The organism is Haemophilus parainfluenzae, assembly GCF_003253005.1.
Taxonomy (GTDB): domain Bacteria; phylum Pseudomonadota; class Gammaproteobacteria; order Enterobacterales; family Pasteurellaceae; genus Haemophilus_D; species Haemophilus_D parainfluenzae_M.
On the sequence record NZ_QEPZ01000002.1, the window covers coordinates 177,105 to 197,861 of the forward strand.

Genomic DNA, 20,757 nt, shown 5'->3' on the forward strand with positions numbered 1-20,757 from the left:
GTTATGGAAAAGAAATTAAATAAAGCGTTGGATAGCATTGATATCAAAATCTTAAATGAATTACAACGCAACGGTAAAATCTCTAATATCGATTTATCAAAGAAAGTGGGGTTATCGCCAACGCCTTGTTTAGAAAGGGTAAAACGCTTAGAAAAACAAGGTGTGATTATGGGCTATCGGGCGCTATTAAATCCTGAATTACTGGATGCGCCTTTATTGGTGATCGTTGAAATTACGCTCGTGCGTGGTAAACCTGATGTTTTCGAAGAGTTTAATGCAGCGATTCAAGCGCTTGATGAAATTCTCGAATGTCATTTGGTATCAGGTGATTTCGATTATTTACTCAAAACACGTGTAGCAGATATGGCGGCATATCGAAAATTATTGGGTACCACATTATTGCGCTTACCAGGTGTGAATGACACCCGAACTTATGTTGTAATGGAAGAAGTGAAACAAACTAATTATCTCGTACTAAAATAAAAATGATTAAACGAATTACAAAACGATTTACACCGAAACAATATTTAGCAGAATTATTACTCGGATTGACCGCGCTTTTAGGTTTATATTTAATCGTGGCATGGTCAAGCTATACGCCATTAGATAACTCTTGGTCTACAGCAAGTTTTCAAACTGAAACCATCAATAAAGCCGGTGCTTTTGGCGCTTGGTTAATTGATGCGTTTTTTGTTTTTCTCGGCTATGTAGGTCATCTCATTCCATTTGTCATTTTCATCGTACCGATTTATTTACTAAAAACCAAAGCGGTTCATTCTCTATCAGCAACCCGTATTGCATTACGTTCCTTTGGCTTTATTGCTCTCATCATTGGTTTAACCATGATGGCAACATTGTTGCTTTCAAATACGAACTACTATTTAGCTGGAGGCGTATTTGGTGGTAGCCTCGTGGTGAATTTATATCCTACACTCGGTAAGTTTGGCTGTATTTTAGTGGGCTTTATCTGTGCAGTTGTAGGCTTTATTTTCTGTTCCGGTGCATCATTAATTCGTTTAATTGTAAAATTCTATCATTGGCTGACAATGAAAAATCAGCCGGCAGAAGAGGAGCATGCAGAACATACTTCTGTAGATGATCTTGAACAAATTGTGATTGAGGCACCTCAACAACTTGCCTTCTCTGATTCTCAATTGGAAACTGAATCTACAGAAGATGAAAAAGAGGAGGGTTCTGAAAATACCTTTGTTAAGCCTGAGCAACTCATTAATATCAGTGGGTTATCCTCACCGAGTGCTTCAGAGCCAGCAGATGTTGAAAAATTAGAAGATAAGTTTAAAGGCTTCACGGTTGAATCTGAGAATTTGCCGAATGTGTCTATTTCTGCCTCTTCTTCCGTTGAATTACCAACAAAAGAAGATTTTTCAGCAACATGGAAAAACTCACCAGTGAATTCTCAAAGTACGGATGATTCAGATGATATTTTTGAGGAAAATGTCATACCAAAAGTGTCACTAAAAACACCTGAAAATACGACCGCACTTTATCCAACTTATGATGAACCTTTAGAATCAGAAAGTGATGCTTTAGAAGATGAACTAGCGCGTCAGTTTGCTGCGCAAGAGCAAGCTCGTATGCAAGAAATGGAAGTGCGAGCAAAAGCCTCAAATGCTGAAGATGCATTAAAAGTGATCTTGAATGAGCCGACAGCTTCGCCAGTTAAAGCGCGTGAAATTCATATTGAGAATGGAACTGAAACAACCTATAAGCCGTATTCCGATACGCTTATTCACCCAGCATTCCAACAACCAACGAATAAACGTGAAAAACCAACAACACCATTACCAAGTTTAGATTTACTTGAGCATCGTCCAACGCAGGCTCAAGACATTACGCGTGAAGAAATTTTAGACACATCCGCACGCATAGAACAACAATTAAAGAATTTTAATGTCAAAGCTACGGTACAAGATGTGTTAGTAGGGCCAGTGGTGACTCGTTATGAGCTTGAATTACAACCGGGTGTAAAAGCATCCAAAGTAACAAGTATAGATACCGATTTAGCACGTGCATTGATGTTCCGTGCGATCCGTGTGGCAGAAGTGATTCCAGGCAAACCTTATATTGGCATTGAAACGCCAAATGCGCACCGTCAAATGGTGCCATTGCGTGATGTGCTCGATAGCAATGAATTCCGTTCATCAACATCATTGCTTTCAATGGCTTTGGGTAAAGATATTAGCGGAAAACCCGTTGTGGTTGATTTGGCTAAAATGCCTCACTTGCTTGTTGCGGGTTCAACAGGCTCGGGTAAATCTGTTGGTGTGAATACCATGATTTTAAGCTTGCTTTTCCGTGTGACACCAGATGAAGTGAAATTTATTATGATTGACCCGAAAGTGGTTGAACTTTCTATTTATAACGATATCCCGCACTTGCTTACCCCTGTGGTGACGGATATGAAAAAAGCGGCGAATGCATTGCGTTGGTGCGTAGATGAAATGGAACGTCGTTATCAATTATTGTCAGCCTTACGTGTGCGTAACATTGAAGGGTATAACGAAAAAATTGAAGAATATGAAAAACTCAATATGCCAATTCCAAATCCAATTTGGAAACCTGGTGATACAATGGATAAGATGCCGCCTCCATTAGAAAAATTGAGTTATATTGTTGTGATCGTTGATGAGTTTGCTGACTTAATGATGGTTGCAGGCAAACAAATAGAAGAGTTAATTGCTCGCTTAGCACAAAAAGCTCGTGCAATTGGTATCCACTTGATTTTAGCAACACAACGCCCTTCAGTAGATGTGATTACGGGGTTAATTAAAGCTAACATTCCAAGTCGTATCGCCTTTACAGTGGCAAGTAAAATTGACTCTAGAACGATTCTGGATCAAGGTGGTGCAGAAGCCTTATTGGGCCGTGGTGATATGTTATATTCAGGACAAGGCTCTTCGGATCTTGTTCGTGTACATGGTGCCTTTATGAGTGATGATGAGGTGGCGCGTGTAGCAGATGATTGGCGTGCACGCGGTAAACCAAATTATATTGATGGCATTTTAAACGGCGCGGATGATGAAGATTCTGGTGAAAAATCAACGGCAAGCAGTGGCGATCTTGATGCATTATTTGATGAAGTCGTTGAGTTTGTATTAAGCACAGGCAATACCTCGACTTCTTATATTCAACGTAAATTTAGTGTTGGGTTTAACCGAGCGGCTCGAATTATGGATCAGCTCGAAGAACAAGGTATTTTAGGCCCAATGAAAAATGGAAAACGAGAAATTTTAGCTCGACGTTCCGAATATTAATTCTCCTAAGTTTCACTTTACAAAAAGGAAAGTAGAATGAAAAAAACATTATTAAAAATAACCGCACTTACTGCGCTATTAAGTGCGAGTAATTTTGCTTTTGCCGATGCTGCTGATGAGCTGCAAAATCGCTTAAATCAAGTGACAGTATTGAGCGCTGATTTCTCTCAAACCGTGACTTCTGCCGGCGGTAAAAACGTTCAACAAGGAAGTGGAAAACTTCAAATTAAACGTCCAAATCTTTTCCGTATGGATACCAAATCACCGCAAGAAACACAAATTATTGCAGATGGTAAAACCCTTTGGTATTACGATCCATTCGTACAACAAGTGACAGCTCAATGGGTGAAGGACGCGGTAAATAATACCCCTTTCGTCCTTTTAACCAGTAACGATAAAAGCCACTGGAATCAGTATTCAGTAACGCAAAATGCGGATACGTTTGTGTTAAAACCGAAGGCGAAAAATAGCAATATTAAACAATTTGATATCCGTGTAGATACAAATGGTGTGTTAAAAAATTTCAGCACTACAGAAAAAGATGGTCAAACCAATCTTTATGTGTTGCGTAACATTACAAATCAAACACTAGCTGATAGCTTATTCCAATTTAGCGTACCAAAAGGCGTGGAATTGGATGACCAACGTAAAGGTAAAAAATAATCCATAAGGTGTGAATGATAATCTTCACACCTTTTGCTTATTAAGGAAAGAATATGTCTAATCTTAATTTTGATTTTGCTGAAAATGACTTTCGCCCTTTAGCTGCTCGTATGCGCCCAACTAATTTGGAACAATATTATGGGCAGACGCATTTAATTGGAGAGGGAAAGCCACTTCGTAAAGCTATTCAAGCGGGGCATATTCATTCGATGATTCTGTGGGGACCGCCGGGTACAGGTAAAACAACACTGGCGGAAATTATTGCTCACCGTATTAATGCAGAAGTTGAACGAATTTCAGCGGTGACAAGCGGCGTGAAAGAAATTCGAGAATCAATTGACCGAGCGAAACAAAATCGACTTGCAGATCGCCAAACGATTTTATTTGTGGATGAAGTGCATCGCTTTAACAAAAGCCAACAAGATGCGTTTTTACCCCATATTGAAGATGGGACGATTATTTTTATTGGCGCCACAACGGAAAATCCTTCCTTTGAATTAAATAATGCATTGCTTTCTCGTGCGAGAGTCTACCTACTTAAGTCATTGACAGTGGCTGAAATCGAACAAGTTCTGCAACAAGCCATTTCTGATCCTGAGCGAGGATTAGGTAAAGAGCGTTTAGTTTTAGAAGAGGATTTGCTACAGGGTTTAGCTGAATATGTGAATGGTGATGCTCGCCTGGCTTTAAATTGTCTTGAACTGATGGTTGATATGGCTTCTGACACAGAAAACGGTAAGAAATTAGACCGCACTTTGTTGAAAGAAGTATTAGGTGAACGACAAGCGCGTTTTGATAAACAAGGCGATCGTTTTTATGATTTGATTTCTGCTTTACATAAATCAATTCGAGGTTCAGCAGCAGATGCAGCACTTTATTGGTATGCACGAATTATCACAGCCGGTGGAGATCCCCTTTATGTAGCACGACGTTTATTAGCGATTGCCTCAGAAGATGTAGGTAATGCTGACCCAAGAGCAATGCAAGTTGCTCTAGCGGCTTGGGATTGTTTCACGAGAGTGGGCGCTTATGAAGGAGAGCGAGCTATTGCGCAAGCCATTATTTATTTGGCTGTAGCACCGAAGAGTAATGCGGTTTACAACGCATTTAATGCGGCAAAACAACATGCAAAAGAGTTTTCTGATTTTGATGTACCGCCTCATTTACGTAATGCGCCAACGGCTTTAATGAAAGAATTGGGCTATGGCGCTGAATATCGTTATGCACATGATGAACCTAATGCTTATGCCGCTGGAGAAAATTACTTCCCACCAGAACTGAAAGATACTCAATATTATTTCCCAACTAATCGTGGTATGGAAATTCAAATTAAAGAAAAGATTGAGCGCTTACAAGAGCAAGATAAAAACGCATTAAAAAAACGCTATAAATAATTTTTCTAGTATGGTAAATATAAAAAAGTGCGGCTAAATTTGGCCACACTTTTTGTTATCACTTAAAAACGCATTATTTTGCTGCTTTTAACTCCTGGTAATACTGTTCATAGTATTGAATAGCATCACCTACATCATCTTGCCAGTAGCTTTTTTGAAGGATTTCTGCTGGTGGATAAATTGAAGGATCTTCTGTAATTTCTTTTGGAAGCGCTTTTTTCGCTTCAAGGTTAGCTGTTGGGTAACCAATCGCTAAAGTCAATTTTTCCGCCGCTTTTGTACCTAGCAAGTAGTTAATTAACTTGTGTGCACCATCTGGGTTTTTAGAGGTTTTAGGAATAGCTAAAGTATCAACCCAAAGAACAGGCCCTTCTTTTGGGAATACCATATTTAATGGAGCTTGTTCTTTTTTCGCGATACGCACAGAACCATTCCATAACTGACCTAATTCTACTTCACCAGAGATGAATGAGTTTGCAGGGTTATCAGAATTGAAAGAAAGTACGTTTGGACGTAATTTCAATAACTCTTCATAAGCTTGCTTGATAATTGCAGGATCTTTGGTGTTTGGATCTTGACCAATTTTTAATAATGCAATATTGAATACTTCACGCGCATCATCCAATAATTGGATTTTGTTTGCATATTCTGGTTTCCAGAAATCGCCCCAAGAAGTGAAGTCAGAACCTTTATAGGTATTGGTATTAAATGCAATACCTGGCGCACCTAACAACTGAGGAAGTGAGTATTTATTGCCTTTATCATAAGGTTTGTTGAGCCAATCAGGGTCTAATTCTTTGATAACAGGTAATTTACTGTGATCTAATTCTTGTAGCATGCCTTCGCGTGCCATTTTAGATACGAAGTAGTTAGATGGTGCAATAACATCATAACCGCCTGCATCACCTTGGGTTTTCATTTTGGCATACATCGTCTCATTAGATTCAAGACTTGCTACAATAACTTTGATACCAGTTTCTTTTGTGAAGTCATCTAAAAGACCATCTGGTACGTATTCAGTCCAAGTATATAAGTACACAGTATCATTTGCTGGAGCCTGTGCTTTTGTTGCATCAGACTTGGCTTCTTTATCGTTACAAGCAGTTAATGTAGCGGCAACTAAACCGGCAGTAAGCAAACCTGCAAATTTTTTCATTTTTCTTTGTTCTCCGTAAAAGAGGGGGCTAAAAAACCACCTGCATTAATGCAGGTATAAAAATACGCCTTGATTGTGCGTCAAGGCGTATTTTATTTGATCTTAAAAGATTTGTGAAACCTTTTTATATCAATGTTTAATGATTATTTTTGCGTGTAACTAATTGACTTAAAATTACTAATCCTAATGAAAGCACGATCATAATCGTTGCTAACGCATTTACTTCCGGTGTTACCCCTGTTTTTACAAGTGAGAAGATACGCAATGGTAGGATTTCATAGCTTACACCACTTACGAAAGAAGATACGACAACATCATCTAATGAAATAGTAAAGCTTAATAACCAACCAGATACCACTGCTGGTAAAGCAAGTGGTAGGATAATTCTACGCAAAATAGTGACTTCGCTCGCACCTAAATCTTTCGCAGCTTCAAGCATTCTTGCATCAAAGCCATTTAAACGCGAGAAAATCGTTACGGTAACATAAGGTAAACAGAATGTTACGTGTGCCAATAATAATGACCAGAAACCTAACGAAATCCCTACAACCATGAATAAGGCTAGTAAAGAAACCGCCATAACGATATCTGGTGACATCATGACGATAAATAACATACCGCTTACGGCTTGTTTACCGCGGAAACGATAGCGGTAAAGCGCGATAGCAGTTAAACCACCCACAATAGTTGCTAAGGTTGCGGCAAAGAAAGCAATAGTGACAGAGTGGAATGCAGCTTGGATTAAGGTATCGTTATTAAATAAACGCTCATACCAGTTCCAACTAAAACCTTTCCAACTTAAACCATAACGGTCCTCGTTGAAGGAGTTAGTCACCAAAATAATAATTGGGATATACAAATAAGCGTATACCACAAACATAAAAATATTACGCAGTAAACGACTCATTATTCTAACTCCACTTTCTTATTCAACAATTTATTTGCACGATAGTAAACGAAAATCAACAATGCCATTAAAATGGTTAAACCGATGCTGATTGCCGAACCGAATGGCCAGTTACGGGAAATTAAGAATTCACTCTTAATTACGTTACCAACTAATAACACTTTCGCACCACCAAGTAAGTCTGCTACATAGAACATCCCCATTGCTGGTAGTAATACTAATAAACAACCTGCAACAATACCCGGCATGGTTAATGGCAAAATAACGCGGAAGAAACGTTGAACAGCATTAGCACCTAAGTCTCTTGCCGCTTCTAATAAACGTCCGTCTAATTTTTCGATAGCAGAGTAGAGCGGTAGAATCATAAATGGTAAAAGGAGATACACTAAACCAATGATTACAGCTACTTCGGTATTTAAAATACGAATAGGCTCACTCAAAATGCCCATATCCATTAACATGGTATTTAACACACCTTTCACACCAAGGAATACTTTCATCCCATAGATACGAATAAGTGAGTTTGTCCAGAATGGTAATACCACGAGGAACAACAAAAATGGACGATATTTCGGATTAATTTTGCTGACCATAAAGGCAAATGGATAGCCAATGAGTAAGCAAATAATCGTCGCGATGCCAGACATATACAATGAGTTCCACACTACCTGGGCATAAAGTGGATTAAACAGGTTCGTGTAGTTATCTAAAGTAAATGGCAAAGCATAAAAGTCACTACCATCTCGGGTTAAAAAACTTACGGTTAAAACCAATAAGTTTGGAATTAGCACAAAGAAGATTAACCAACTGAAGATAATTGCAACAGTAATTTTCTGGAATTTATTATTGATTATCTTCATCGTTGAGTACAACCTCCCAACCTTCGTGCCATGTAATACCTACACGTTGACCAACGCTGTGATCCATATGTGGGTCATCTTCGTTAAAGAATTCACTCACTAATACGCGTTTACCGTTGTGATCAAATTCTACTGTAGACTCAAGTGTCATCCCTTTATAGGTACGATCCACAATGCGACCAATAATGGCATTTGAGTGCTCATTTTCGTCAAGCTCTTCAATCACAATATCTTCAGGACGTAATAATACTTGCAATTTTTGACCTTTTTCAGCAGAGATACTGGTGTGAATATCACATACACGACCTTCTACGTTAGCAAGTAATTCATCGTCAGATTTACGTTCAATCACAGTGGCATCAAATACGTTAATTTCACCGATGAAGCGAGCAACGAATAAGTTGGCTGGATCTTCATAGATTTCACGTGGTGAACCATCTTGTGCAATTTTACCTTTACGTAATAAAACGATGCGATCAGACATGGTGATTGCTTCTTCTTGATCATGAGTAACGAAAATAAAGGTGATACCAAGTTGACGCTGTAATTGTTTAAGTTCATTTTGCATTTGTTTACGTAACTTATAATCCAACGCCGATAAAGATTCATCAAGTAGCAACACTTTTGGCTTATTCACAACAGCACGAGCAATCGCGATACGTTGTTGCTGACCACCAGAAAGTTGAGCTGGTTTACGATCGGCCATTTCTTCTAATTGCACCATACGCAATGCATCCAGAACGCGAGGTTTAATTTCGCTTTCTGCCACTTTTTGCATACGCAAACCAAAAGCCACGTTATCAAAAATAGTCATATGCGGGAATAACGCATAACTTTGGAATACGGTGTTAATGTGGCGTTTTTCTGCCGGAACATTAGTAATATCTTCACCGTCCAAAATAATATTACCTTCATCTAACTCTTCTAAACCCGCTAATAAACGCAATACTGTAGTTTTACCACAGCCGGATGGGCCAAGAATTGTGACGAATTCACCGTTATTAATGGTTAGATTAAAATCATTAATAATTGTATTAGAACCATAGGATTTTTTGATTGAACGAAGCTCAATAATAGGCTTTTGAACCAGATTTTCCACTAGCTTTGGTTTTCTCCCTAATTTCACCAATTTAATCGGTACTGAGTAGAAATGAACCTGCAAAAATGATGCAGGGGCGACATAAAATTGAACCGATATGATATAGCGAATTGTTAATGATGAAAAGGATTTAATCGAGTTTTTAGGAAAAATTTATCTAAAACTTGACCGCACTTTTTTCAGAAAATTTTATAACTCTTCACTTTCTTGTTATATATCAAGAACTGTAACGAATTTTGGGATTAGACTAACGCTGATATAAAGGAGAATTTTAAAATGGAAGAACATTATAATGAATTATTACAGCGATTTTTAACTTATGTCGCATTTGATACGCAATCTAAATTGTCTGCAAAACATTCGCCAAGTTCAGCAGGGCAAATGAAGCTGGCTTTGCATTTGCAGCAAGAATTAATTGAACTTGGTTTACAAGATGTCAATGTGACTAAGCATGCCGTTGTCACGGCTTATTTACCCTCAAATCATCCTGATTTAACACACACTATTGGTTTTATTTCCCACCTTGATACATCACCACAATGCAGCGGTAAAAATGTTCAACCTGAAGTGATTGAAAATTATCGGGGAGGAGATATTGCGTTAGGTTTAGGAGAGGAGTTTATTAGTCCTGTGTATTATCCATTTTTACATCAGCTTATTGGCAAAACCTTGATTGTGACAGATGGAACTACTTTACTTGGTGCGGATAATAAAGCCGGAATCGCAGAAATTATGACCGCACTTTCTGTATTACAACAGAAAAATATCCCGCATTGTAATATTCGAGTGGCATTTACGCCTGACGAAGAAATTGGTTTAGGAATGCATTATTTCCCATTAGACGATTTTCCTTGTGATTGGGCATATACCATTGATGGTGGAGAAGTGGGTGAATTGGAGTATGAGAATTTTAATGCCGCGACGGCAAAAATTACCTTTAAAGGTCGGAGCATTCATCCTGGTTATGCTAAAAACAAATTAGTGAATGCGCTGACGTTAGCTTGTGAGTTTCAACAAGGTTTTCCAAAAGATGATGTTCCCGAAAAAACATCAGGAAAAGAAGGTTTTTTCCATTTAGATGATTTTAAGGGGGATATTGAGAAAGTTGAATTACATTATCTCATTCGAGATTTTGACCAAGCTAGTTTTGAGCAACGTAAGGCATTTATTTATCAGCTTGTAGAAAAATTTAATAGAGAGAAAAGCCTGAAAGAGCCGGTGGAATGTGTTATTGAAGACAGTTACAAAAATATGTATGCCACAGTCAAAAATGTCCCACAGGCGATTAAGTTAGCTGATGCTGCAATGAAAGCTTGTGGTATTACACCAAATCATAAACCAATACGTGGTGGAACGGATGGGGCATTTTTAGCAGAAAAAGGATTAGCTTGTCCAAATATCTTTACCGGTGGCTATAATTTCCATAGTAAACATGAATTAGTGACACTTGAAGGGATGGAAAAAGCTGTCGAAGTGGTTATAAAAATAGCAAACTGTAAAGATTTGTAAATTATTGTAAAGAAGAAGCTTGCATTTGTCAGAATATGTCAATATAATCGTTAGCGTTTTATCGAGATTCCTTTGATAAAGCTAAACTTTAGAGATTTTATTCATAAATTCCTTTTTGGTGCTCCTAAGAAATTAGGAGCTTTTTTTTACCCCAAATTCAGATCTTTACTTCAAAAACGGATTGCTTCGTTTTTCTTGTCCAATAGTTGTGTAAGGGCCATGTCCTGCAATAACTACCATATCATCATTTAATGTAAATAATTTATTCTTGATTGATGAGATCAGTGTATCAAAATCTCCATGAGGGAAGTTTGTACGACCAATACTGTTTTGGAAAAGGACATCGCCAGTAAAAGCAATATTTTTTTCATGTTCAATCAAACCAATGTGGCCAGGTGTATGACCAGGAAGATGAAGAATTTCAAAGGTAAATGTACCAATTTGAATTTTTTCACCTTCTTGATTAAACCAGCGATCAGGTGTAAACGCAGAAATATAAGGTAAACCAAACTGCTGAGCTTGTTGTGGTAGACTTTCAAACAGAAAGCGATCTTTTTCCTGTGAGCCCCATATTTCAATATTAAAATGATCACGAATCGCTTCAGCAGCCCCTACATGATCAAGATGTCCATGAGTTAATAAGACTGCTTTTAGGTTTAATTCTAATTCCTCAATACGTTGAATAAGTTTTTCCGCATTGCCACCAGGATCGATAATCGCTGCATTTTTTTCATCATCCCAAATAAGAGAGCAATTTTGCTGAAAGGCTGTAACAGGAATAATTTCAATATTCATCTTTTTTCCTTATTGTTGATAACAAAAAACCGCACTAAAGTGCGGTCTAAAATTAAACTGTTTTTCATGCACCACGCCATGTTCTTACAGGGCCAGTATCCACGTGAATAAAATTACTATACGGATAATATCCTACACCACCGCTATTAAGATTTTCAGCCGCTTGGCGTAACCTTGCTAAAGGTACACCAGGGATTTTAAAATCAATCGCTTGGCCTTTAATATGATAGCTGTTGCTTGCTACGTCCCGACTTTGTCTACGGCGCATGGCATTTGTCTCAGCACTACGATAGCCACAAATTACATCAATCTGTGCAGTGCGTAAACCTAAATTACTTTGTAAATGATAAAACTTCATAAAGAGATTCGGATCCATTCGGCGTACTTGGTCTGTACGGCGATCTCTCATGAAGTAATCAAGTTTACCAAGTAGTGAACGATTAAATCCAGTTGTAGCAGAGAACTCACCGCTTAATCGTTCATTGGTGTTGACATTATAGAAACTGAGAATGCGAGGTTTAGGGGTAGAGACCATCGCTAACACTGTACTCGGTATCATACTTGCGCCTAAAACGATGCCGCCTAATGAAAGCCATTTACGACGATTTTTATCAATATTACCCATTTTATAGTTTCTTTTATTACCTATCTTTCATCCTAGACAATTTTTGTATTAAAAAGTTCTAGTGTAAACCATTTTTAAAGGTATTTTTTTACAACCGCCCAGTCAATATCATTAAAAATCGCTGCATCATCGTATTTATAAATATCTGGTAAAACTTGTGTTTGACCGTTTTCCACCCATGCAGTTACATAATATAAGAATACGGGGTCATTTGTGCGAATGTTCGCAGACGTTGTTTTCTTACTTTCTAAAACACCGCGTTTTTTATCTTCTGTCCAGCCGGCTTCTTGTAACAGAATAGAGGCAAGTTGATCAGATTTTTCTACACGCACACAACCTGAGCTTAATGCACGATCTTTTTTGCTGAATAAGTTATGATTTGGTGTATCGTGAAGATAAATTGCATCAGAGCTTGGCATATTAAATTTATAGTTACCTAATGCACTGTCACCAGCTGCTTGACGGATACGATACGGGAATTTATCACCAATACTACTCCAATTAATTGAGTAAGGATCAATAGTGTTACCTTTGCTATCTAAAATAGAGTAGTTGTGTGCTGCTGCATAGCCAGGGTCACGTTTTAATTTCGGTAAAATATCTTCATTAATTAAGCGTGTAGGGGCATTCCAAGGCGGATTAACAACCACATTGCTCAAACGGCTGTACATTACTGGTGTACGACGTTCATTTTTCCCTACAATAACGCGTGATTCTAAAATTGCTTTACCATCACGATAATATTTCAATTGATAGCTTGGAATATTAACAAAGATTCCATTTTCAAAATCTGGAATAACACGTAAACGTTGTGCATTAAGGGCAAGTTTTTTACCCATTGCAGAAATACCTGAAGCTGAAATCATTGATGGGAGTGCTTGTACGGTTTCACGGTATAAACGATTATGGTTAGATAATCCGTTTACAAAACCAGAAACAGCATCGTTTTTAACCGCACTTTGCCATTGGTCAATAATTTCTTGATTTGGTAATTCCGGTTTGTAAGCATTCGTTGCATATAACCAACGTTGTGCTTGTTGATTAACGTTCTTGCTGTAATACAAGTAATCAAGGAAAGCATCACTTAACAACACATCGTAGGTGAGGCCTCCAGTTTTTTCAGCGTTATGTAAATTGATTAATGATTGCGCCGAACGTTTAGAAATACCAGACGCTACCATTGCTGCATATTCGCGTAGGAATTGTTTTTCTGCAGCCTTGTCTTTCCACATCAACTCATATTTATTATCAGCATATAATTTTGCCAAAATTGGTTTGAACTGTAGATTCTGTTCGCCAATTTCATGCGTTAATGACATCTCTAGTATGGTTTGCTTTTCAGCTGCTAGGCGAGCTTGGTCTTCTTTGATTTCCGCTTCAAGTGTTGCACGCTCTTCAGGGCTTAATTTAGACATATCAACGCCTTTATTTTCGGCTTGTTGAGGTTGCCCAACTGTTTTAGCCCATTCAGCTAACGCACAACCTGACGTCATCATTGATAATGATAAGACTAATGCGCTTAATTTCATTGTTCCTTTTAACATTGCTGTACCTTTAAAAATATTCATAAAAAATAACCGCACTTCAGTTTTTTTCATCTGCTAAAGTGCGGTCAAAATAATCGTTATTTTGTTGCTTTTGCCGCTTCTTGTTTTATTTCAGCATCCACTTTTTGTTGATTCGTGTTAAGTTTAACTAAATCAGCTGCCATTTTTTCCGCTTCTTTTAAGAAGAAATCAGGTGCTTCATAGTCTTTTGGCAAATCATCAATGTCTTTTAATGCTTTTTTACCTTCACGTTTAAAACGGTCATTGAGAGCTTTTAAACGTCTCGCATCATCTTTATCATTTTCCGCTTTACGCTCTTGGAAATTCAATGATAAGAATTTACGCTCACGGCGTTCATCACGGATCTTAAGATCTTCATTTAAAGCAATAAATTCAGGATCTTTTGCAATACGCTCTAGATGTTTTTCATTTAATGCTTCAACATCTTTACGCGCTTTATTGTTTTCAGAATAAGTCGCCGGCGGAATTTTATCCCAAGCTAAGGCGTTATCTTCTTTTTCTTCACCAATTTCTTTAGCATCAATAATTTCAGGGAAATTAATATCTGCTGCTACACCTTTTAATTGGGTTGAACCACCATTAATTCGGTAGAATTTTTGGATAGTATATTGCAATACACCAAGTGGTGTTTGGTCTAAATCATAAACAAAGTTTAATGAACGACTTTGTTGTACCGTACCTTTACCAAAGGTATTTTGCCCAATAATGATACCGCGATTGTAATCTTGCATTGTTGCAGCAAAAATTTCAGAAGCAGACGCACTGAAACGATTAATCATCACCAATAATGGACCTTTATATTGCTGGGCATTGTCGTCATCTTCGTGTACACGAATACGCTGATATGCATCACGTACCTGTACCACCGGACCATCTGTAATAAATAAACCACTTAATGCTACGGCTTCTGTTAATGCACCACCGCCATTTTCACGAAGATCCACAATTAAAGCGCCAATTTTCTTCTTCTCAGCATCTACTAATAATTTTTTCACATCATCAGTTAAACCAATATAGAAACTTGGGATTTTAATGACACCAACCGTTTCACCCTCAACTTTAGAAACAGTGAGTTTTGCTGCTTGATCTTCAATACGTACTTTATCGCGAACTAAAGTGACAATACGACTTTTTCCACCTTTTGCAGGTTCAATTTCAAGACGAACTTTTGTTCCTTTTTTACCTTTGATTTTGTCAACGATATCTTCTAAACGCCAACCGATAATATCTTCGATTTCGCCTTTTTCTTGGCCAACACCAATGATTTTATCGCCTGCTTGTAATTTTTTACTGCGTTCAGCCGGCGCACCTGGCACTAAAGACTTGATGCTGGTTTCGTCATCTTCAGATTGTAATGTCGCACCAATTCCTTCTAAGGAAAGATTCATACTTTCATTAAAGCTTTTTGCCGTACGCGGCGCAAGATAGCTTGTATGCGGATCGATTTCTCGAGCAAAGGCATTAATATAAATCTGAACAATGTCATCAGCTTTGGTTTGAGTTAATCGACGAATGGCTAAATTGTAACGTTTAGTCAGTTTTTCCTTAATTTCAGGCCATTTTTTATCTTTTAACTTCAGACTGATTACATCATTTTTGACACGTTGTTCCCAGAGCTTGTTTACTTCTTCTTCGCTTGCAGGGAAAGGTGCTTTTTCACGATCGATCTCAATTTGATCATTACCTTTTAAATCAGGTTCTTGATCTAATAAAGATAATGCATAAGCATAACGTTCATAGCGACGTTTCATCATCAGATCGTAAATCGCAAATGCAGCTGAAAGATCGCCCTCATTAAGTTGATCATCTAATTTAGAACCATATTTAGCACGTAAATCATCAATATCTGATTTTAAAAAGGTATTATGGCTGTAATCTAAGCTTTTAATATAACGATCAAAAATCTTTTCGGAAAAGGCGTCATCAAGCTGGAATTTACGATAATGTGATTGTGTTAAACGCGTTGTTGCACGCTTCGTTGCTAACTGGTTTGCGTCTGTTGCCGAAGGAATCGTAATATCACTTTGCTTTAATTTCGGCTGCACGGCAAATGTGTCAGACGAATGAAGAAATAACGCACCTAAAATTGCTGTTGCAATAAGACTTTTGGTTGTATGTAATTTCATTTAACCTTATCCCGATAAGAAATAAATTATTAGGCAAATAAACGATCTGCGGTGACTGTCATCACTAAACCATTTTCAAGTTCTACGCGTGCGCCATCTTTTTCCACATTTAATACGGTCGCATTTTTCGCTTGTTCTGCTACTTTCACTTTCACTTTGCTACCTGCAGAAAGTGTTGTGAAATCAACCGCACTTAGTTTTATTTGCGGGGCTTTTGGTTTGCGAGTTGCTTGATTTGAATTTGGTTTACGAGCAGGTCGTTTTTGTTGTGCTTTTTTGGCTGCTAATTCTGCTTTGCGTTTTTCTGCAAATTTAGCTTTTGCATCTGCTAATTGTTGAGTCGCATGAGAAACATGTTCTGCGTCTAATACACCAGCAGGGTTGCCGTATAAATCCACACGCTCAGCACCTTCGCGACAGCCGTGTAAATAGCGCCAGTTGGAGGTGTATTGACGTAAAGCCTGACGTAATTGAGTTTTGCTGACACGTTCATCATCTTTTAATGCTTCAGCAAGATCTTGGAAAAGACCAATTTTTAATGGTTTAGCTTCACCTTCTGCAATAAAGCAAAGTGGGAATTTTTCCACAAGATATGCAATGATCGCTTTTGTATCAGTTAATTTTTGAACGCCTTCAGCATTATTTTCAACTTGGGCTTCAACTTGAGAATCTGTCATTTCTGAGTTTTCCTAGGATAAAAAAATAAAAACCTGCACAGTTTACCGCACTTTTATAAGGATTGACAATGGTTGGACAGAATAATTCCGTTTCTAATTCTAATGAATAACTTCACAAATTCCCTTAATTCAGGCTAAAATAGTCCACTTTTATAATTTCTGAAAACATAATGACAAAAACACCTGATTTTACTCATGCCACTTATAGACTAGTGCGTTGCATAGAATGCGATGCAACGGTGTCTGTTTGTCGCCCGCAGGCGGGGGAGTATGCACAATGTCCGCGTTGCCATCACAAATTACAATCAGGTAGTCGTTGGTCACTTAAGCGTTGCTCATTAATCGCCCTTTCTATCCTAATTTTAATGCCATTTGCTTTGGGCTATCCTTTATTGAGTTTAGATTTACTAGGTACTAAAATTGATGCTTCTGTTTGGAAAGGTATTTGGAAAATGGCAGTAGAGGGATATTCCTATACTGCATTTATGATTTTTATCTGTGCAATTTTAATGCCTGTCTCTTTTGCGATTTTAGTCATTATGTTGCAGCTTTCTAAATTGCTCAAAATTAAGCCTCGTAATGTCTTATTATTTGTGGGATATATTAAGCCTTGGGTCATGTTTGACGTATATTTAGTTGCACTGGGTGTCACCATGTTTAAAGTACGCGAATATGCCACATTAGAAGTAGATGTGTATTTAATTGCTTTTGTTTTTACTGCACTTTTAACCACTTTATTGTTCATTAAAATTAATTTAGATGACTTGTGGCATGATTTTTATCCCGATCAGAAACCGGTTACCAAAAGCGATCGACCGTTAGAACTTTGTACTGCCTGTGATTACACTTTTTTAAAAGAAGATCAAAAATACGATCGCTGTCATCGAGCCATTTGTCCACGTTGTTCATCGCTTATTGAAACACCAGATAGTATAAAATTGCAACGCGTTTGGGCGACATTAGTGGCGGGGATTATCATGCTTTTTCCCGCAAACTTACTCCCAATATCTGGTGTTTATTTAACAGGAAATTTGTCACAAGATACCTTGATGTCGGGTGTGATGTCGTTTATAAGCATGGGCAGCTATTTTGTTGCTTTCGTGGTATTCTTCGCCAGTATTTTTGTGCCAGTAAGTAAAATCCTGATTATGTTGTATTTACTGGCAAGCGTGCATTTTAAATGGCGACATTCAATTAAATGGCAAATGCGATTATTGCATATTGTTCACTTTGTAGGACGTTGGTCAATGCTAGATCTTTTTGTGTTAGCTTTGATGATGTCTCTAGTAACACGCGGACAGATTATTAATTTTACTGTAGGCCCTGCCGCATTTTATTTTGGTGCAGCAGTGTTTTTAACTATGATTTCAACTTCTCAGTTTGATAGTCGATTAATTTGGAAAATTTATGACAGAAAACAATAAAACAGAATCTCAATCTATTGATGAGCAATATAACAATGTAGAAGCGTTATTACGTAAGAATAAACGCATCTCACCGTTTTGGTTGTTACCTTTTATTGCATTATGTGTTGGTGCTATTTTATTTTTCCAAATTGTACAAGAACGAGGAAAGACTATTACGATCACGTTCTCTAATGGGGCTGGGCTCGTTGCAGATAAAACCCCTATTCGCTATCAAGGTTTGCAAATTGGTGTCGTGAAGAAGGTGAACTTTACCGACAATATGCAAAAAGTGAAAGTTGAGGCAAATATTTATTCTGAAGCGACAGATGTGTTAAAAGAAAATACCAAGTTCTGGCTTGTTCAACCAAGTGTGTCTCTTGCAGGGATTTCAGGTTTAGACTCTTTGGTTTCAGGAAATTACATTACGCTCCAACCAGGTGATGGTGATTCAGAAGATGAATTTATTGCGGAAGAGCAAGGTCCTATTGCACAAGTCAATCCGGGGGATTTATTAATTCATTTAATTTCTGATGATTTAGGTTCAATTTCGATTGGTGCTTCTGTGTATTTCAAAAAAATGCCAGTCGGGAAAATTTATGATTATCGATTCAATAAAGACAATAAAGTTGAAATTGATGTGGTAATTGATAAAGCTTTTGCGCATTTTGTGAAGAAAGATTCACGTTTCTGGAATATTAGCGGTATTAACGCCAATATTAATTCATCGGGTATGAATGTAGCGGTGGAGAGTTTAAATGCTGTGGTGCAAGGTGCCGTATCATTTGACTCGCCATCAGATAGTCCTCAAGCAGTGATGAACAGCAACTATATCCTTTATTCTAATCTACAAGCGGCTAAACGTGGGATAGAAGTTGAGGTAACACTGCCTGTTTCAGCCGGTTTACAAGCAGGACAAACTTCAGTTTATTATGGTGATGAGCAAGTTGGTTTGCTTTCCTCTTTAAGAACAGTTGAAAACAATGAAGATATTTTACAAGGGACATTATTAATTGAGCCAAGTCAGGCTAATCTCTTAAAAACTAATACACATATTGTATTGAAAAATCGTAAGTTAGACTTAGGCGATATTGCTAATCCTCAGAAATTCTTCCGTGGTGATTATTTCGAAATTATTCCAGGAAGTGGAGAAAGCAAAACGCAATTCGAAGTCATTCGAGAAAATGAGTTATTGCTCAAGGCACCAAATACGTTGGTTTTAACCTTAACAGCGCCAGAGACTTATGGGATTGCAGAAGGGCAATCGGTGTTTTATAACAATATTGCTATTGGTCAAATTGTGAAGCAGCACTTAAATGTTGATGGTGTGAAATTTGAAGCGGCAATTGCAGCGGAATATCGCAATCTTATTCATGAGAACACTCAATTTGTGGCTGCCTCTAATTTTGATGTAAGTTTTGGTATCGACGGATTGCGTTTTGAATCAGCAACGCCATCAAAATGGCTACAAGGTGGGGTGAGAGTATTACCCAAAAAAGGAAGTGGCGAACCACATTCTACCTATCCACTTTATAAGGATATTAGCAGTGCCGAAACAGGTGTTACAGGCAACTTAGTGAATCCAACGATTGTGTTACATTCCACTAATTTACCAAGTATTAGTAAAGGTTCTGTTGTGCTTTATCGTCAGTTTGAAGTAGGTAAAATTATTAATGTAAGACCGAAAGCCAATAATTTTGATATTGATGTCTATATTTATCCGGCTTATCAAGATCTTCTGACAGATAAAAGTGTATTTTGGGTAGAAAGTGCAGCGCAGATTGATATTACGCCGAAAGGCATTAGTATTCAGGCTTCCCCGGTTGCTCGTTCATTAAAAGGGGCGATTAGTTTTGATAATACAGGATCAGGCAAAAATAAAACGCTTTATCCAAGTGAACTGCGAGCTAAATCAGCAGGACAAGTGATTACGTTAATAACAGATGATGCAACGGCTTTAAGTAAAGGAATGAGCTTGCGTTATCTTGGTATGAATGTAGGTGAAGTTGAGCAGATTTCTCTTGATCAAAAGACAAACCGTATTACAGCGAAAGCATTAATTAACCCAAGTTATATGGGGATGATTGCAAAAGAGGGTACTGTATTTAAAGTGATTTCCCCACAAATCTCAGCGGGTGGAATTGAAAACTTAGATAGCCTTTTACAGCCTTACATTGATATTGAGTTAGGCAAAGGTCAACCCAAAACACAGTTTAATTTAGCGCAAACCGCACAACCTCGAAATAAATACAGCAATGGTGTGCCATTTATTTTGGAAACCAGTGATGCGATGAATTTAACGGAAGGATCACCTGTACTTTATCGCGGTGTTGAAGTGGGAACCATTCGTAAATTTGAATTAAATTCTTTAGGCGATCGAGTGTTGGTACATATTGCGATTACACCAAAGTATCAACATTTGGTACGTAAAAATTCAGAGTTCTGGGTTTCATCGGGTTATGATTTCAATCTTGGTTGGAAAGGCGCAGAGTTTAATACCGGTAGTGTACAACAATTGTTGAAAGGCGGTATTTCATTCTCGACTCCATCGGGTACGATCGTTCAACCACAAGCAACGGCAAATCAGCGCTTTATGTTACAAGTGAAGAAACCAGCTGAAGCACCGACTTGGAATTCAGGTGCATTACCAGCAAATCAATAAAACATAAAAAGAAATAACCGCACTTTTGAATCATCAAA

General features: G+C 37.8%; 16 protein-coding genes. 7 read left to right on the plus strand and 9 right to left on the minus strand.

What is annotated here, in order from left to right:
- Positions 1 to 3 precede the first annotated feature (3 nt).
- From lrp to DPV97_RS03350, 4 genes are read left to right on the plus strand one after another with little or no spacing between them, the layout of a single operon-like run.
- Positions 4 to 483: a leucine-responsive transcriptional regulator Lrp gene (gene lrp / locus DPV97_RS03335; protein WP_005695827.1), complete on the plus strand. Its 480-nt coding sequence runs from the start codon at positions 4 to 6 to the stop codon at positions 481 to 483.
- Between the two features lie 2 nt (positions 484 to 485).
- Positions 486 to 3,275 (plus strand): DNA translocase FtsK, encoded by a 2,790-nt coding sequence (locus tag DPV97_RS03340; RefSeq protein ID WP_070713833.1) that lies wholly within the window; start codon positions 486 to 488, stop codon positions 3,273 to 3,275.
- Positions 3,276 to 3,311: 36 nt separating this feature from the next.
- Positions 3,312 to 3,938, plus strand: a complete 627-nt coding sequence (lolA, locus tag DPV97_RS03345; RefSeq protein ID WP_070713834.1) for an outer membrane lipoprotein periplasmic chaperone LolA — start codon at positions 3,312 to 3,314, stop codon at positions 3,936 to 3,938.
- 53 nt (positions 3,939 to 3,991) lie between these two features.
- Positions 3,992 to 5,332 (plus strand): replication-associated recombination protein A, encoded by a 1,341-nt coding sequence (locus DPV97_RS03350; RefSeq protein WP_070713837.1) that lies wholly within the window; start codon positions 3,992 to 3,994, stop codon positions 5,330 to 5,332.
- Positions 5,333 to 5,405: 73 nt separating this feature from the next.
- Here DPV97_RS03350 and DPV97_RS03355 read toward each other — a convergent pair whose 3' ends face one another.
- The 4 genes from DPV97_RS03355 to potA form a co-directional block, all read right to left on the minus strand.
- Positions 5,406 to 6,488: an extracellular solute-binding protein gene (locus DPV97_RS03355; protein WP_070713840.1), complete on the minus strand. Its 1,083-nt coding sequence runs from the start codon at positions 6,486 to 6,488 to the stop codon at positions 5,406 to 5,408.
- A 136-nt stretch (positions 6,489 to 6,624) separates the two neighbouring features.
- Positions 6,625 to 7,395: a spermidine/putrescine ABC transporter permease PotC gene (potC, locus tag DPV97_RS03360; protein ID WP_070713843.1), complete on the minus strand. Its 771-nt coding sequence runs from the start codon at positions 7,393 to 7,395 to the stop codon at positions 6,625 to 6,627.
- A complete protein-coding gene (potB, locus tag DPV97_RS03365) occupies positions 7,395 to 8,255 on the minus strand; it encodes a spermidine/putrescine ABC transporter permease PotB (RefSeq protein WP_005695833.1) in 861 nt (286 codons plus the stop codon). The genes potC and potB overlap by 1 nt, the downstream gene beginning before the upstream one ends.
- Positions 8,239 to 9,354 carry a spermidine/putrescine ABC transporter ATP-binding protein PotA gene (gene potA, locus DPV97_RS03370; protein WP_070713846.1) on the minus strand — a complete coding sequence of 372 codons (1,116 nt, stop codon included), beginning with the start codon at positions 9,352 to 9,354 and terminating at the stop codon, positions 8,239 to 8,241. Before potA ends, potB begins: the two co-directional genes overlap by 17 nt.
- A gap of 276 nt (positions 9,355 to 9,630) precedes the next feature.
- Here potA and pepT point away from each other — a divergent pair, with 276 nt between their 5' ends.
- Positions 9,631 to 10,863: a peptidase T gene (gene pepT, locus DPV97_RS03375; protein WP_070713848.1), complete on the plus strand. Its 1,233-nt coding sequence runs from the start codon at positions 9,631 to 9,633 to the stop codon at positions 10,861 to 10,863.
- Between the two features lie 165 nt (positions 10,864 to 11,028).
- Here pepT and DPV97_RS03380 read toward each other — a convergent pair whose 3' ends face one another.
- From DPV97_RS03380 to proQ, 5 genes are all read right to left on the minus strand, one after another.
- Entirely contained in the window at positions 11,029 to 11,658 is a 630-nt protein-coding gene (locus DPV97_RS03380) for an MBL fold metallo-hydrolase (RefSeq protein ID WP_070713851.1), read from the minus strand.
- A gap of 64 nt (positions 11,659 to 11,722) precedes the next feature.
- Positions 11,723 to 12,283 carry a peptidoglycan L,D-endopeptidase MepK gene (gene mepK, locus DPV97_RS03385; protein WP_070713856.1) on the minus strand — a complete coding sequence of 187 codons (561 nt, stop codon included), beginning with the start codon at positions 12,281 to 12,283 and terminating at the stop codon, positions 11,723 to 11,725.
- Between the two features lie 74 nt (positions 12,284 to 12,357).
- Positions 12,358 to 13,827: a L,D-transpeptidase family protein gene (locus DPV97_RS03390; protein WP_070713908.1), complete on the minus strand. Its 1,470-nt coding sequence runs from the start codon at positions 13,825 to 13,827 to the stop codon at positions 12,358 to 12,360.
- An 80-nt stretch (positions 13,828 to 13,907) separates the two neighbouring features.
- A complete protein-coding gene (gene prc / locus DPV97_RS03395) occupies positions 13,908 to 15,977 on the minus strand; it encodes a carboxy terminal-processing peptidase (protein WP_070713859.1) in 2,070 nt (689 codons plus the stop codon).
- Between the two features lie 29 nt (positions 15,978 to 16,006).
- Positions 16,007 to 16,654, minus strand: coding sequence for an RNA chaperone ProQ (gene proQ / locus DPV97_RS03400; RefSeq protein ID WP_070713862.1), 648 nt, complete (start codon positions 16,652 to 16,654; stop codon positions 16,007 to 16,009).
- A 170-nt stretch (positions 16,655 to 16,824) separates the two neighbouring features.
- Between proQ and DPV97_RS03405 the strand changes: the two genes are divergently transcribed.
- Both DPV97_RS03405 and DPV97_RS03410 read left to right on the plus strand, forming a co-directional pair.
- Positions 16,825 to 18,078, plus strand: a complete 1,254-nt coding sequence (locus DPV97_RS03405; RefSeq protein ID WP_070713867.1) for a PqiA/YebS family transporter subunit — start codon at positions 16,825 to 16,827, stop codon at positions 18,076 to 18,078.
- Positions 18,062 to 20,719 carry a PqiB family protein gene (locus DPV97_RS03410; protein ID WP_070713870.1) on the plus strand — a complete coding sequence of 886 codons (2,658 nt, stop codon included), beginning with the start codon at positions 18,062 to 18,064 and terminating at the stop codon, positions 20,717 to 20,719. The genes DPV97_RS03405 and DPV97_RS03410 overlap by 17 nt, the downstream gene beginning before the upstream one ends.
- Positions 20,720 to 20,757: the final 38 nt, after the last annotated feature.